The sequence below is a fragment of the Marinobacter sp. ST-43 genome (genome assembly GCF_030541085.1).
In the GTDB taxonomy this organism is placed as follows: domain Bacteria; phylum Pseudomonadota; class Gammaproteobacteria; order Pseudomonadales; family Oleiphilaceae; genus Marinobacter; species Marinobacter nauticus.
The window spans coordinates 618,371-632,308 of record NZ_JASSVO010000001.1 but is presented as its reverse complement, the minus strand read 5'-3'; the positions used below and the strand labels follow the sequence as shown (position 1 = coordinate 632,308).

Below are 13,938 nucleotides of genomic sequence, written 5' to 3'. Positions count from 1 at the left end.
CTATTCGGTAGTCGGGTTCAGCGGTTGCTCGTGGTTATTCGCGGCCAGTGCGTTGACCACCGGGTTGGCATACATATCCAGCAAATAAGGGCGGATCGCCGGATCACAGGCCTCCAGCCGGCGCTCCATTTCTGCCGTGGCAGCGTCCATATCGGCCGGAGACCAGGTCTCGGCGGTTACCACGCTCTCACTCACACTGCCCGGAGTCTCATGGGCATCCGGGTGAACTCCCCGCATCTGGTACGCCACCAGATTGGAGGCGTGCAGGTGGTAATTGGCGTGCATTTCATGGTCAATGCGTGCGGCCAGTGCTTTCGGGTTGTCCGGTGAATCGGCAATCGGGGCCCCGAAATGGACATGAACGTGGCCTTTAAAGCCCGTCAGCCCTTTAACGATCTGGTCTGTGTCTTCGCCTTCGGTCTTCTGATAGGCGCCGGTCCGGCCCCGCACTTCCAGTTCTTTGGCCTTGTCGGCATCGCAGGGGTCGTATTCGTAGGCAATGGATACCGGCACGATGTGAAGACGGTTCATGGCTTCATCGAACGCCAGCCCGGATTTTTTCCGGCTCATGTAGAACATCTTGATGATCGCCGGGTCGGTAGCGTCAATGCCGTCTTTCGCGCGGCCTTCGCGCTGAGCAATCCAGATGCTGTGATTGGTATCAATGCTGTGATTGATGAAGCCGGAAAGCGTGAGGTAGGCATCACGCATTTCCCTTGGGCTGGTCATGTTACGGCGCACCACAAAACTCTTGTTCAGCCGCATCATTTCCGCAAACACCCGATTGGAGAGCAGGTTGTCGCCAATGGCAATCCGGGTTGTGTGGAAGCCGTTCTGGAACAGCAGGTAGTTGACCACCATCGGGTCAAAAACAATGTCCCGGTGATTGGAAATAAATAGATGGGCGCTGTTCTTGCTGAGATTTTCCAGGCCACTGTGGGTGACGCGGGTGGTGGTATTTTCCACCAGTTCTCCGACGTATTTCGAAACCCCGGCCTGCATATCATCTACCCGGGTGTAATGCCCGAAATGGCCGACCAGCCAGCGGCGAACAAACATCCTCAGAACGCCCGGCGCCCATTTTGCAACGGTTGGCGACTTGAACCGCCCAACCATATCCAGGAATTCCCGGTCGTTAACCAACCTCTGGATGGTTGGCGCGGTTTCTTCATCCGAATAGGGACGGATTGCGTCAAATTCCTGCATGCAAGCCCTGTTGTTGTTCGCAGCGTTGATCACAGTGTACGAAAGGGGCGCTATTGTATCCTTTCTCTTGCCGGTTTGCCTCCACCCGAATGGCCAGTTGACCAAACATCCGGAAGGATCTGGTAGAATCGCGCTGCTTAATCACTCCGCCACGGGCCGACCACTGAATGTACATGGACCAGGACTTCGACCAACTCGCCACTGAACCACCCACCGCTGCGGGCCGAAATCCGGAGCAGGTTCTGCACGAGGTCTTTGGTTACGAGAGTTTTCGGCCCCTGCAGGGGGATATTGTCCGGGAAGTGGTCAACGGCGGTGATGCCCTTGTATTGATGCCCACCGGGGGCGGTAAATCCCTGTGTTACCAGGTGCCCGCTCTGGTCCGGCCCGGCACCGCCATTGTAATCTCACCGCTGATCGCGCTTATGCAGGATCAGGTGGCGGCGCTACGCGAGCTTGGAGTGAGAGCGGCGTTCCTGAATTCCACCATGGATTTCGAACAGGCCCGTGCCACCGAATACGCCCTGGCGACCGGCGAGCTGGACCTGCTCTATTGCGCGCCGGAACGGCTGATTCAGCCGCGAACCATTGAGCTGCTGCATAACGCCTCCCTGTCGTTGTTTGCCATAGACGAGGCTCACTGCGTCTCCCAGTGGGGGCACGATTTCCGGTCCGACTACCTTCAACTGAGCATGCTGGCCCAGGAATTTCCCGGCATCCCCCGTATCGCACTGACAGCGACCGCTGATGAGCGCACGCGAAAAGAGATTGCTGAACGGCTGTCGCTGACAAAGGCCCGGCATTTCATCAGTGGCTTTGATCGCCCGAACATTCAGTATCGGATTACACCAAAGACCAACGCAAACAAACAGTTGTTGGATTTTATTAAAGCAGAGCATGAAGGTGATTGCGGTATTGTCTATTGCTTGTCCCGAAACAAGGTCGATGCCACCGCCCGATTACTGAGCAGCAAGGGCTATACCGCACTGCCCTACCATGCCGGGCTGAGCGCCGAAGACCGCGCCCGCAATCAGGAGCGCTTTCTCAGGGAAGACGGCGTTATTGTGGTGGCAACCATTGCCTTTGGCATGGGCATCGATAAACCTGATGTGCGTTTTGTCGCCCATATGGACCTCCCCAAAAGCCTGGAAGCCTATTACCAGGAAACGGGCCGGGCGGGCCGGGATGGCAAGCCGTCCACCGCGTGGATGGTGTATGGCCTGCAGGATGTCATCAAACTCCGGCAGATGCTGGAGGCCTCTCAGGGTAACGATCAGTTCAAGCGGGTTGAGCGACAGAAACTGGATGCCATGCTTGGGCTGTGCGAAGTGACCCAGTGCCGGCGACAAGTGTTGTTGCATTATTTCGGAGACAATCTGGAGACTCCCTGCGGAAACTGCGATACCTGCCTGAACCCTCCGGAAACCTGGGATGGCACGGTGGCGGTGCAGAAGGCCCTCTCCTGCGTGTACCGTACCGGCCAGCGTTTTGGCGTCAACTACGTCATTGATGTACTTCGCGGGTCAGCGAATGAACGAATCCTGCAATCCGGCCACCAGGCGATCACCACCTATGGCATCGGTCAGGAACTGTCAGCGAACGAATGGAAGTCGGTATTCCGGCAACTCGTGGCGAACGGCTACCTGCGGGCAGACCCTGAGGGCTACGGCGCGCTTCAGCTAACCGAGCGCTGCCGCCCCCTGCTCAAGGGCGCACAGGCGATTGAACTCCGGAAAGACCCGGTGGTCCGCAACACCGCTGGTGGTAAGTCATCAACGAGCCGCCGGAGCGGCCAGAACGTGCGGGACCAGATTACCGACCACGCCGGGTGGGATGCGTTGCGGGCCTGCCGCAAAGAGCTGGCGGACAAGCAGGGCGTGCCGCCCTACGTGATCTTCCACGACACAACCCTGTTCGACATGCTTGAACGCCGCCCTTCCACCCTGGAGGAGCTGGCCGAGGTCAGCGGCGTGGGCGCCGCCAAGCTGGAAAAGTATGGCGATGTTTTCCTGCAGGCGCTACGCTCTATCAATCCTGAGGCTTGAACCCCTTCTTGCGCACCCGGTAATGGGCGATGGAGGTGGCAACGTGGTTGCCTTCTTCATCTCTCAGAATGCCTTCCAGAGTAAATTTAGCCCTGCCGGTGGCGTCTGCATCGGCAAGGATGGCAGCCACCGCCTCTGGTGGTAGTTCAAATTCCACGGTCACATCTGAATTGGCCGGCTGCAGAAACTCCAGAGTCATTTCCTTCAGAATTGGCGTATAGGCAGGGCCAAGGTCGAAGAGGGTCAACACCCCACCGGGAATCTCCGCCACCAGGAAATAGGCGCCAGCATACAGGCTACCAAAGTGGTTTTTATTGCCCTTGAGGCGCACGCGGGCTTTGACGTAGCCCGGGCGAAGCTCCTCAACACTGAAGTGATTACGGGGCGCGAACGGTATCGCCATACCAATAATGCGGTTAACCGCGGCATAACTGCCGGTCTTCTTGAGCCATTCCAGCGGTTGCAGCAGCGTCGCCTTGGGGTCACTGGAGCTTACCCATTGGCCGGCGGTGCCAATCAGAGAATCAATAAGAGCCATAAAGCCATATCCCGAAGTACAGAAAAGGCGATCTTTACAGTCAGATACGGCTACTTCAAGAATCTTTTACAGTTTTTTTGAAACCTGTACGTTTCGATTAACGCTTTCTGATCTAAGCTGTAGCCATTGTCTGTAACGTTACCGTTGCTTGCAGCCGGATAACAGGGAAAGGGCACGCAGTTGTACACATTCAATAAAATGATAACGCGCCTCTGGCCAGTTCTGGCGCTTGCGGCGTGCATTCACGTTCAGCCAACGGCTGCGTCCGAATCCGAATCCAAATCGGCTCCCACACGAGACTACATACTCTGGTATCGCAACTACGATAACCCGGCGATTCGCAATCTGGTTGAACTCGCATTGCGCAAAACCTCGGAGTACGGTGAGTTCCAGATTATCCGCAGTGAAGAAATAAGCCAGGGGCGCGCCCTTCGGGAACTGGCTAACCCTCAGAGCCGGATTCTGGATATTGCGAACGTGGCGACATCAGAAGAGCGGGAAACATTTCTGAACGCCATTCCGGTACCTGTGGACGGCGGACTGCTCGGATTCAGGGTATGCCTGGTGTTGCCGGAACAGCTCAGTCTGTTTGAGGGGGTATCCAGCCTGGACGACCTGCGCCAGCGAGATATCCGTATTGGCCAGGGCGCACACTGGCCAGACACCCCGATTCTCGAAGCTAACGGCATTACCGTGATCACCCACACCCGCTATGAAATACTCTTTGGTATGCTTCGCAATAAACGCTTCGACTGTTACGCCCGCGGTGTGAGCGAAGTGCTGTTCGACCTCGAACATAACAAAGCCGACGACCTGGTAATCGAGCCAAACATCCTGCTGGCCTACGCCATGCCATCCTACCTTTTTGTGGCCCCGGACGATCACGAAACCGCGCAACGCCTGCAACTGGGTCTGGAGCGAGCGATCCTGGACGGCAGCTTCGCGGTGTATCTGAAAAACTGGTTTGGCAGAGCGGTATCATCACTGGGCCTTGAACGGCGCACAGTAATCACGTTGGAGAATCCGTATCTTAGTGAAGAATCCAGATATGTCGGGCGTCGAACCCTGGAAAACCTGGAGCGCCGCGTTGAGCTACTGAGTGTCGGAGACTAGCGGGCCATCCCTGGCCGCCACGAATTACACCCGGAAACGGGTTACCTTGTCATTCAGCACACTGCCGATAGTCTCGATGTGGCCACTGTAAACATCGTTCTCGCTGGCCGCCTTGGCCGCTTCCTGGCCCTGGTCAGCAATGCGGGTGATGGACGCATTCAACTCTTCGGTCACCGATGTCTGCTCCTCGGAGGCCGTGGCGATCTGTGAGGTCATCTGACTGATGGCGGTAATCGCCTCCACAATCCGGTTCAGAGACTCCATCGCATCCTGCGCTTTTTCCATACTCACGTTGGATACCGCCGTAGAGGCTTTCATAACGTCTACCGCATCGTTGGCGCCTTTCTGCAGCCGCTCGATCATGTTGTTGATTTCTTCGGTGGAAGACTGGGTACGCTGAGCGAGATTCCGAACCTCATCGGCCACCACCGCAAATCCGCGTCCCGCATCCCCTGCCCGCGCCGCTTCAATGGCCGCGTTCAGTGCCAGCAGATTGGTTTGTTCCGCAATGCCCTGAATGACTTCAAGTACAGTCGTAATCGACGAAACATCCTTACCAAGGGTGTCGATAACCTCGGCGGCGGCGTTTATCTCACCCACCAGCTTCTGCACCGCATCCCGCGAGGCGGTGACGGTCTCCAGGGAACCCCGGCTTTCCTGGTCTGCATTCTCTGCGGCTTCCGCAGTTTGCTGGGCATTCTGGGCAATCTCACCCGCCGCCGCGGACATTTCGTTAATTGCCGTCGCGATCATGTCGATCTCATGCTGCTGGTTTTCAACACTGGAGCGACTGTCGCTGGACGTCTGTCGGAGCGACTTTACGTTCTCCTCCAGTTCGTCGCTGCCCTCTTTTACTTCTTTTACAACCTGCTGGATGTTCTCAACAAAGCTATTGAAGCTGCGCGCCAACTGCCCAAACTCATCAGACGCAGAGTCATCAAGACGCTTGGTAAGGTCCGCATCTCCGGAAGCGATGCGAGACATGGCGCCATTAAGCCTGCGAACCGGCGCAAGAAGGAAGCTAATCGCAAAGTAGAGCAAGACAAGCGCAACAATCAGCCCTACCCCGGCGATGATCAGGCCCATAGTCCGAGCCTCGACGATGGGAGCACTGATCAGGTTTTCATTCACGAACGTAGCCAGGTACCAGTCCACGGCCCGGGCTTCGCTGATGGGGTGAAAGCTGACACTCCACTCGGCACCCTCGCTCTCAAATCCCTGCAGAGAACCGTCCAGAACCGGCTGCTGACCGATCATGCCGCTGATGTTCTTGCCAACAATCTCGCTGTTGGGGTGAAACAGGACCGTGCCGGAATTGTTGATTAACGCCGCATAGCCCGTCTCTGCCAGGGTAATGGTCGATAGCATCTGATCGATTGTGTTGAGACTGATATCCATACCGGCCACGCCAACATAATTGCCCCGCTTGATTGGCGCCATGGCGGAAATAATGGTCTCGTCCGAGGTTGCATCCAGGTACGGATCGGTAAACGACGCCCGCCCCAAACGCTGGGCTTTCTGGTACCAGGGGCGTACCCGGGGGTCATAATCGGGTGGAAGCGTGGCCTCTACTTCGGCACTTCGCATCAGCATGCGGCCATCTTCGGTGCCGGCGTACACGTCCTTGATGTTGGCACCTTCGGTCATGGCTTCCATAAGAACGCGGGCGTTATCGTCGTTGCGAGTCCGTTCCAGCGCCTTCGCCGTCGCTTCCGCCATATCCAGGCGCGTATTGAGCCAATCGGCAATACTCGACGTACTCTGGGCCACCGCATCGCTCATCAGCGCGCTAACGTAGCGATCGGTCGTTGAGCGGAGCCGAATATCGTTGGAAATTGTCAGGGCGCCCATAATCAACACGATCAGGGAGCCAATTGCGATCAGCAATTTCTGGGCGAATGATAGGTTCAAGCTGACGGCCTCCAATCAGGGTCAAAAACAAATTGCATTTATCATTTAGTGTAGTCGAAACATACTTACTAACGGCAGATCCTGCGAAGTCTTGAACACTCTTTGCTAGAATGCTGAGATCACAGCACATTCGCCAGACACGACAGGGAGAACCCTATGGCCCATGAAGAGCTCCACCTGAATCTGCGTAACCTGACCCTTGATGACTACGGCCAGTTGCAAGAGTTGATGGATCGGGTTTACGACGACATTGGTGGCGCGTGGCCAAAAGAAACCATCAAGGCTCTGGTAGAACAGTTTCCGGATGGCCAGATCTGTATCGAAGACAACGGCCAGTTGGTGGCGGTGGCGCTCACGGTATGCGTGAAATACGAAAGATTCAGCAACCCTCACGCCTACGACGACCTGATTCTGCGTAACGAGAAAATCTGGCACAACCCCAACGGCGATTCGCTTTACGGCCTGGATGTGTTTATAGACCCCGAATACCGGGGCTATCGACTGGGGCGTCGCCTGTATGAAGCACGAAAAGAGCTCTGTCGTTCCATGAACCTGCGGGCCATCCTCGCCGGAGGGCGGATTCCCAGCTACTTCAAGTACGCCGAGCAATACACTCCGGAAGAATACATTCAGCGCGTTGATCGCAAGGAAATCTACGACCCGATCCTGACGTTCCAGCTTTCCAACGATTTCCAGGTTACCCGGCTGATGCACAAATACCTGCCGGAAGACCAGAAATCCCTCGGATATGCAACGTTGCTGGAGTGGAGAAACATTCTCTATACGCCTCCCTCATCGGTACTCAACGTCAAAAAAACCCAGGTGCGCATGGGGGCGGTGCAGTGGCAGATGCGGGAATTCACCTCGGTGGAGGAGGTGCTCAAGCAGGTTGAGTACTTCGTGGACGCACTGTCGGATTATAAAAGCGACTTTGCCCTGTTCCCGGAATTTTTCAACGCGCCGCTGATGGGGCTGACCGACCAGATGGATCAGACCCGTGCCATTCGGTTCCTCGCAGGCTTTACCGAACAGTTCCGCAACGAAATGTCGGAAATGGCCGTCAGTTACAACATCAACATTATCACCGGCTCCATGCCGCTGATTGAAGATGACCGGGTCTACAACGTCTCATACCTGTGCCACCGTGACGGTCGTGTAGACGAGCAGCGCAAGGTCCACATCACCCCTCACGAACGTCGCGACTGGGTTATTGAGGGTGGTGATAAATTCCAGGTATTCGATACCGATGCCGGCCGTGTCGCCATCATGATCTGCTACGACATTGAGTTTCCGGAACTGGGCCGTATCGCCGCCAGTCAGGATGTGGACATTATCTGTGTCCCCTTCTGGACCGATACCAAGAACGGCTATTTGCGCGTGCGCCATTGTGCCCAGGCCCGGGCCATAGAAAACGAGTGCTACGTGGTGATTACCGGCAGCGTGGGCAACCTGCCGAAAGTGGAAAACCTGGATGTTCAGTACGCCCAGTCTTCGGTATTCTCGCCGTCGGATTTCGCATTTCCACATGATGCAGTGATGGCAGAAACCACGCCGAACACCGAAATGATCATGTTTTCAGATATGGATCTGGAAAAGCTCAAACTGGTCAGAAACGAAGGTTCTGTCACCAATCTGAAAGATCGACGTGTTGACCTTTACGAGCTGAAAACCCGGTAATGGGCAGATTTGGCCCCGCACAGGGGGCCAAATCCTGATTATTTCCATGAACGGGCTGCGGTAGATAGCTGACGGCATTGCCAAAAGTTTCTGGCCCGTCTATTGTTTAATTAATGTTCAGTATATATCTGGCCGACCTCAATAGCAGAGCAAGCGTTCCATGAACGAAGAACTACCGGACCTGGTCGCGCGTTTCCGAATCCGACACGGCATTTTTCGCAAGGAAACCGTTGAAGCGCGACTTTATGAACTCGACAGTTACGGCTGCGTGATGAAAACGGACAAGCTGTTTGAACCCGGGGATACCGTGGTTCTCGACCTTGTTATGGATATGCCGTTTGAAGAAATCCGTGCCGAAGGCCTGACCGGCCTGGTTACCGAAAAGAGAAAACACTGTAGCAACTTCTTCTACTCGCTTGATTTTGTTGAGCTAAATGCTCGAGACGAATCACCGCTCTCTGACAAGCTGCGGCGCATAAGAGAAGTTGTTCTCAAGAAACAGAGCCTGAAATCCCGGCGTGGGTCGAGTCCCGCTTCCGGTATGCGACAAATGGCCTGATGCCCGTTCACTTCACCCGCACTTCCCTTCCGTAAGGAGACTCTCCATGGCAAAGAAAGCCAAGCCAAGCGTTGATAAGATCGTCAAGAAAGTAAACAAAGAGTTCGAGAAAACATCCGCCCAGATCGAAGGGCTGATTAACGACGCACTGAAGCAGTTCGACAACCTGCAGAACCAGGTTCAGGAGCCAGTACGCAAGCTCCTGAAAGACATGGATGAGCTGCGTGATCGTGAAATGAAGCGCTTTAACGACGAATTTGAGCGCCGCATGAATGAATTCCACGAACTGCAGTCGGCATTGCTGGAGCGCCTGGGTATCGCTTCCAGGGAAACTGGCAAGTCAGTGTCCAAGTCCAGCGAATCAACCTCGAAGGCCAGCGGTACCAAGAAAGCGGCTCCGGCCAAGAAAACCGCCGCGGCCAAGCCGGCCGCCAAGAAAACGAGCACTGCCAAGCCCAAGGCCGCAGCTCCGAAGAAAGCGGCCAAGCCGGCAGACAAGTCTGACCTTACCCGCGTGAAGGGCATTGGCCCGGCAACCGCAAAGAAAATGAAAGAGGCTGGCATTACCTCCATCGAGCAGATTGCCAACCCCAGCGATGCGGACAAGCAGAAACTGGAAGCATTCAAGAGCCTGAAAGGGTTCAGCGAGTTGTCTGCCGAAGCGAAAAAGGTACTCTGAAACCTATCTCGCAACCCAATGCCTTAAAATAAAGGGTAGGCCCGTCGGCCTACCCTTTTTTGCATCTGACCAGGGCGAGTTCGAGGCTTTCCAGCTCGCTCTCCGGGGAAAAACCAGACGCGAGGGCACTTACCTTCGCCCGCAAATCCCCCAGGAATTCCGCGTCGGTTTCCGCACGTAACATCAGCCTCGCCAGAGCTTTATCATCTTTAACCGGAAAATAGCCGGGATAGTCATCGCCCAGCAAACCACGGTTGCCGGGAATATCAGAGGCAAGAATCGGCAAGCCCGCCCGACAGGCTTCCGACACCACATTCGCCCCACCCTCCATGATGGAACTGATCACCATAAGATTACTCACGGCCATCAGGTGCTCCAGCTTTGGCTTGTCCAACTCACCCAGATAATGAAACCGAGGATTGGACCGGCTTTCTTCCAGCGCCTTTTCCCGCCACGCCTCGTTGTGGGCCTTGCCGGCGCAGGAAACCACGATGCGGGATTGCTCAGGAAGGTGGTAGCAGGCCCAGGCAGCACGTAGAGAATCCTTTTCGTCACGCAGATGGCCAATAACGCAAACGTGGAACTGGTCCTTTTCTGCCCGGGCGCTACCCGCCACTGACGGCTTGGGCGCGGATTGCCGCAGGCACAGCAATTTGTCGTGGTAGCGTTCGGGAATATCCTCGGCCACCAGATCATGCAGCCCGATCAACAGATCAGCGGCGTCCATGGAGGCCCATGTGATGTCCGGAAACTCGTGCTGAAAGCGGTATATGTCTGTGCCGGTAAGTACCACGATCAAAGGTTTCTCGGGCCATGTTTCCCGGTACCGCTTAACCGCGTCAGCACTTCGCCAGGCGTGCAGGGCAATCAGGCAGTCCGTTTCCTGGCCCTGGTATTCTGTCACCACTTCCACCTGATGACTGGCTGCTTCCAGCAGACTCTGCCAACGCAGTGCGGTGGCCCGATTACCTGCTTTCGAATCCGGGCCGGCTGGAGTTACTATGGTCAATCGCATGGTGGTCACTTGTTCTGTTTTTGAAAAATTCTGCATGTGGCACTGCGCCAGGTAAAGCCTTCCCTCGTATACCGGTTCAGACTTGATGGAAATCACGTTATCCTGACTGGGTTTTCAAGTAGATGGCAACGTTTTTCACCAAACCCCACCTCGCAAAGGAATGATTCATGATGGCAATCAGCAACCTCAGAAAATGGCTGGCGACGGGCCTGCTTTCGCTGGCAGCGGCAACCACCGTTCAGGCAGACACTTTCGTGTTCACCGCCATTCCGGATGAAGATGAAACCAAACTGGTCGAGCGCTTTCGTGGCGTGGCTGACTATCTTCAGGAGCAGCTGGATGTTGAGGTGCGTTACATCCCGGTGAAATCCTACGCCGCTGCGGTCTCCGCCTTCCGCAACAACCAGGTACAACTGGCGTGGTTTGGTGGCTTGTCTGGTGTTCAGGCCCGCCGACTGGTTCCGGGTTCCGAAGCTATTGCCCAGGGGGTTGAAGATGAAGCCTTCGAGACCTACTTCATCGCCAACACCAGCACTGGAATCCAGCCGGCCGACAGCCTGGATGAGCTGGAAGACGAGCTGCGCGGCAAAACCTTTACCTTCGGCTCCAAAGGTTCTACCTCGGGCCGCCTGATGCCGGAATTCTACATTCGGGATGCCTTCAACGAAGCGCCGGATTCCCTGTTCTCCCGCGTTGGCTTCAGTGGCAACCATACCCGCACTCTGCGCCTGGTCGAGGCCGGAACCTATGAAGTGGGCGCCCTGAACTTCCAGGTTTGGGAAAAAGAACTGGAAAACGGCAACATCGATACCGACGCCGTTCAGGTAATCTGGAGAACCCCCACCTACCCGGACTACCAGTGGACCATCCGTGGTGATGTCGACGAGCGTTTTGGTGATGGCTTCAAGGAGAGAGTCACCGAAGCCCTGCTGAAGCTGGATGATCCTGCCTTGCTGGAGAGCTTCCCCCGCTCAGGCTTCATCCCGGCATCCAATGACGACTACGAGCCCATTCGTGCGACAGCGGAAAACATCGGAATTCTCGATTGATGTCAGGCTTTGATTTCCATGGCCTGACCGCCAGTTTCGATGGAGAACGGGTTATTGGCCCGCTCTCCTTCCGAATCAATGAAGGGGAACACGTTGGTCTGGTTGGCAAAAGTGGTGCCGGCAAATCCACGCTTATCCGCTTGCTTTATGACCGGCTCGAAGGCAAGGCTTCGCTCGTTCCTCAGGGCCTTGGATTGGTCAATGCGCTTCCTGTCTTCCACAATGTATTTATGGGCCAACTGGACCAGCATGCCACCTGGTACAACACGCTTACGCTGATCCGGCCCTTCCGGCGGGACAAAGACGCCATCGGGGCGTTACTGACCGAACTGGGTATACCGGAAAAACTCTGGATTCCGGCGGCGGCACTGTCTGGCGGGCAACGGCAACGGGTGGCCATTGCGCGGGCGCTCTATCGGCAGGCGCCAACACTGTTGGCCGATGAGCCCATTTCCGCCCTGGACGGGCCAATGGCCCAGCAGGTGATGACGATGCTTACCAATCAATTCACCACCAGTATTGTTGCGCTGCATGATGTGGAGATGGCACTGGCACACTGTACCCGCATCATCGGTATTCAGGATGGCCAGATTGCCCTGGACCAGCCTGCCAGCGAGCTGACAGCCGCTGACATTTCCGTTCTCTACTGACAGGCACCCACTCTCAGCATGTTCGCCTACCCAACCGTACGAGCCAGCTTTATTTTTCTTGCCGTTGCGCTGCTCGGGCTGCTGGTTGCGGACATTGCCATTACCACAGCCAACCCCTGGCAGGATCTTGGCCGCTTCTTTCTGGGCGTGGCCACACCCAATTTTTTCAGCACCGAAGGCTTGCTCACTGCCCTGCTGCGGACCGTAGCTTTTGCCTTCGTGGGCGTAACTCTCGGGAGTATCTGCGGCTTCCTGCTGGCGCTGGTGTACCGCTTTCTGCCAGTACGAATCTTCTGCGCCTTTATCCGTGCCATCCATGAGCTGTTCTGGGCGCTGATCTTTCTTCAGTTTTTCGGTTTCCACCCGCTCACGGGTGTGCTGGCCATTGCCATTCCCTATTCCGGCATCTTCGCCAAGGTCTATTCGGAAATCCTGGAAGAGGCAGACCCGGAACCGGGCCGTCTGCTGCCACCGGGTACCTCATCCATTGCCGCCTTTCTGTATGCCCGTATCCCCGATTGCTGGGTTCAGATGCGCACCTATACGGCCTACCGGCTCGAGTGTGGTCTGCGTTCCTCTGCCATTCTGGGCTTTGTGGGACTCCCGACTCTGGGTTTCTACCTGGAATCCTCATTCTCCCAGGGTCTGTACTCAGATGCCGGCGCCATGCTGATTCTGTTCTATGTGCTGATAGCCACCATGCCCTTATGGGTTCGCCCCAAACTACTGCCGATCTATATTCTTGCAGCGCCTTTTTTTCTTGGGGACGGTCTACCCATTGTCTGGGGCAACGTGGAACGCTTCTTTACTGAGGACATCATTCCTTCACCGATCCGGGATGGCGAAGGGCTTGCGGCTATCTGGGCGTGGTTATCCGATGTGATGATAACGGAAGCTTTGCCAGGCATCTGGAACACCGTGGTATTGACGCAGATAGCGCTGGTGGCCACCGGCATTCTGTCCCTGCTGGCCTTCCCCCTGATCTCGAATCATTTCGGTGGCCCTGTGCGGCGTACCTCCGGGCATGTGTTTCTGGTGATCGCCCGTTCGACACCGGAATACATTCTTGCTTATATTCTGCTACAGCTGTGGGGGCCTTCCATGCTGCCGGCCGTGGTGGCGCTGGCCCTGCACAACGGTGGCATTATCGGCCACCTGATTGGCCGGCAGACCAACACCATTCACCTGCGCCCGGACGCTCCGGTGGGTTTTTCCCGCTACAGCTGGGAACTGGTGCCCCGCATCTACCGCTCATTTCTGGCATTCCTGTTCTACCGCTGGGAAATCATCATGCGCGAAACGGCGATACTGGGCATCCTTGGTATCTACACTCTCGGCTTTTACGTCGACAGTGCCATTCAGAATATTCGTTTTGATCGTGCCATGGTGCTGATTTTGATTACCGCCCTGCTGAACATCGGTGTCGACGCCCTGGGCCGTTTCATTCGTCGCAAACTGGCCCTTCAAACCATGCCCACCTGCTGATCCCCTGGGAC

12 protein-coding genes are annotated in these 13,938 nt (G+C 56.0%); 8 read left to right on the top strand and 4 right to left on the bottom strand.

Features of this window, described 5'->3' with window-relative positions:
* Window positions 1–1,206 carry a 1-acyl-sn-glycerol-3-phosphate acyltransferase gene (locus tag QPL98_RS02980; RefSeq protein ID WP_303292662.1) on the bottom strand — a complete coding sequence of 402 codons (1,206 nt, stop codon included), beginning with the start codon at window positions 1,204–1,206 and terminating at the stop codon, window positions 1–3.
* Window positions 1,207–1,379: 173 nt separating this feature from the next.
* On the opposite strand from QPL98_RS02980, the gene recQ reads away from it, so the two are divergent.
* On the top strand, window positions 1,380–3,251 hold the full coding sequence (recQ, locus tag QPL98_RS02975) for a DNA helicase RecQ (protein WP_368389042.1): 1,872 nt from the start codon (window positions 1,380–1,382) through the stop codon (window positions 3,249–3,251).
* On the opposite strand, the gene QPL98_RS02970 is transcribed toward recQ, so the two are convergent.
* Window positions 3,235–3,789 carry a YiiD C-terminal domain-containing protein gene (locus tag QPL98_RS02970; protein ID WP_023010197.1) on the bottom strand — a complete coding sequence of 185 codons (555 nt, stop codon included), beginning with the start codon at window positions 3,787–3,789 and terminating at the stop codon, window positions 3,235–3,237. The two genes, recQ and QPL98_RS02970, sit on opposite strands and share 17 nt — an antisense overlap.
* 198 nt (window positions 3,790–3,987) lie before the next feature.
* On the opposite strand from QPL98_RS02970, the gene QPL98_RS02965 reads away from it, so the two are divergent.
* The gene (locus QPL98_RS02965) at window positions 3,988–4,902 is read left to right on the top strand and encodes a transporter substrate-binding domain-containing protein (RefSeq protein WP_278350614.1); all 915 of its coding nucleotides are present in this window, start codon (window positions 3,988–3,990) and stop codon (window positions 4,900–4,902) included.
* Window positions 4,903–4,926: 24 nt separating this feature from the next.
* On the opposite strand, the gene QPL98_RS02960 is transcribed toward QPL98_RS02965, so the two are convergent.
* Entirely contained in the window at window positions 4,927–6,813 is a 1,887-nt protein-coding gene (locus QPL98_RS02960) for a methyl-accepting chemotaxis protein (RefSeq protein WP_278350615.1), read from the bottom strand.
* 156 nt (window positions 6,814–6,969) lie between these two features.
* Here QPL98_RS02960 and QPL98_RS02955 point away from each other — a divergent pair, with 156 nt between their 5' ends.
* From QPL98_RS02955 to QPL98_RS02945, 3 genes are all read left to right on the top strand, one after another.
* Complete coding sequence (locus QPL98_RS02955; protein WP_011784929.1) at window positions 6,970–8,490, top strand: bifunctional GNAT family N-acetyltransferase/carbon-nitrogen hydrolase family protein; 1,521 nt, start codon at window positions 6,970–6,972, stop codon at window positions 8,488–8,490.
* 160 nt (window positions 8,491–8,650) lie between these two features.
* Complete coding sequence (locus tag QPL98_RS02950) at window positions 8,651–9,049, top strand: hypothetical protein (RefSeq protein ID WP_014421463.1); 399 nt, start codon at window positions 8,651–8,653, stop codon at window positions 9,047–9,049.
* A gap of 46 nt (window positions 9,050–9,095) precedes the next feature.
* On the top strand, window positions 9,096–9,728 hold the full coding sequence (locus QPL98_RS02945; protein WP_141066956.1) for a helix-hairpin-helix domain-containing protein: 633 nt from the start codon (window positions 9,096–9,098) through the stop codon (window positions 9,726–9,728).
* A gap of 49 nt (window positions 9,729–9,777) precedes the next feature.
* On the opposite strand, the gene senB is transcribed toward QPL98_RS02945, so the two are convergent.
* A complete protein-coding gene (gene senB / locus QPL98_RS02940) occupies window positions 9,778–10,743 on the bottom strand; it encodes a selenoneine biosynthesis selenosugar synthase SenB (RefSeq protein ID WP_278350616.1) in 966 nt (321 codons plus the stop codon).
* Between the two features lie 167 nt (window positions 10,744–10,910).
* Here senB and QPL98_RS02935 point away from each other — a divergent pair, with 167 nt between their 5' ends.
* From QPL98_RS02935 to QPL98_RS02925, 3 genes are read left to right on the top strand one after another with little or no spacing between them, the layout of a single operon-like run.
* Entirely contained in the window at window positions 10,911–11,792 is an 882-nt protein-coding gene (locus QPL98_RS02935; RefSeq protein WP_278350617.1) for a putative selenate ABC transporter substrate-binding protein, read from the top strand.
* Entirely contained in the window at window positions 11,792–12,442 is a 651-nt protein-coding gene (locus QPL98_RS02930) for an ATP-binding cassette domain-containing protein (RefSeq protein WP_114434085.1), read from the top strand. The genes QPL98_RS02935 and QPL98_RS02930 overlap by 1 nt, the downstream gene beginning before the upstream one ends.
* A gap of 18 nt (window positions 12,443–12,460) precedes the next feature.
* The gene (locus tag QPL98_RS02925; protein WP_114434084.1) at window positions 12,461–13,927 is read left to right on the top strand and encodes an ABC transporter permease; all 1,467 of its coding nucleotides are present in this window, start codon (window positions 12,461–12,463) and stop codon (window positions 13,925–13,927) included.
* The last annotated feature ends 11 nt before the right edge of the window (window positions 13,928–13,938 follow it).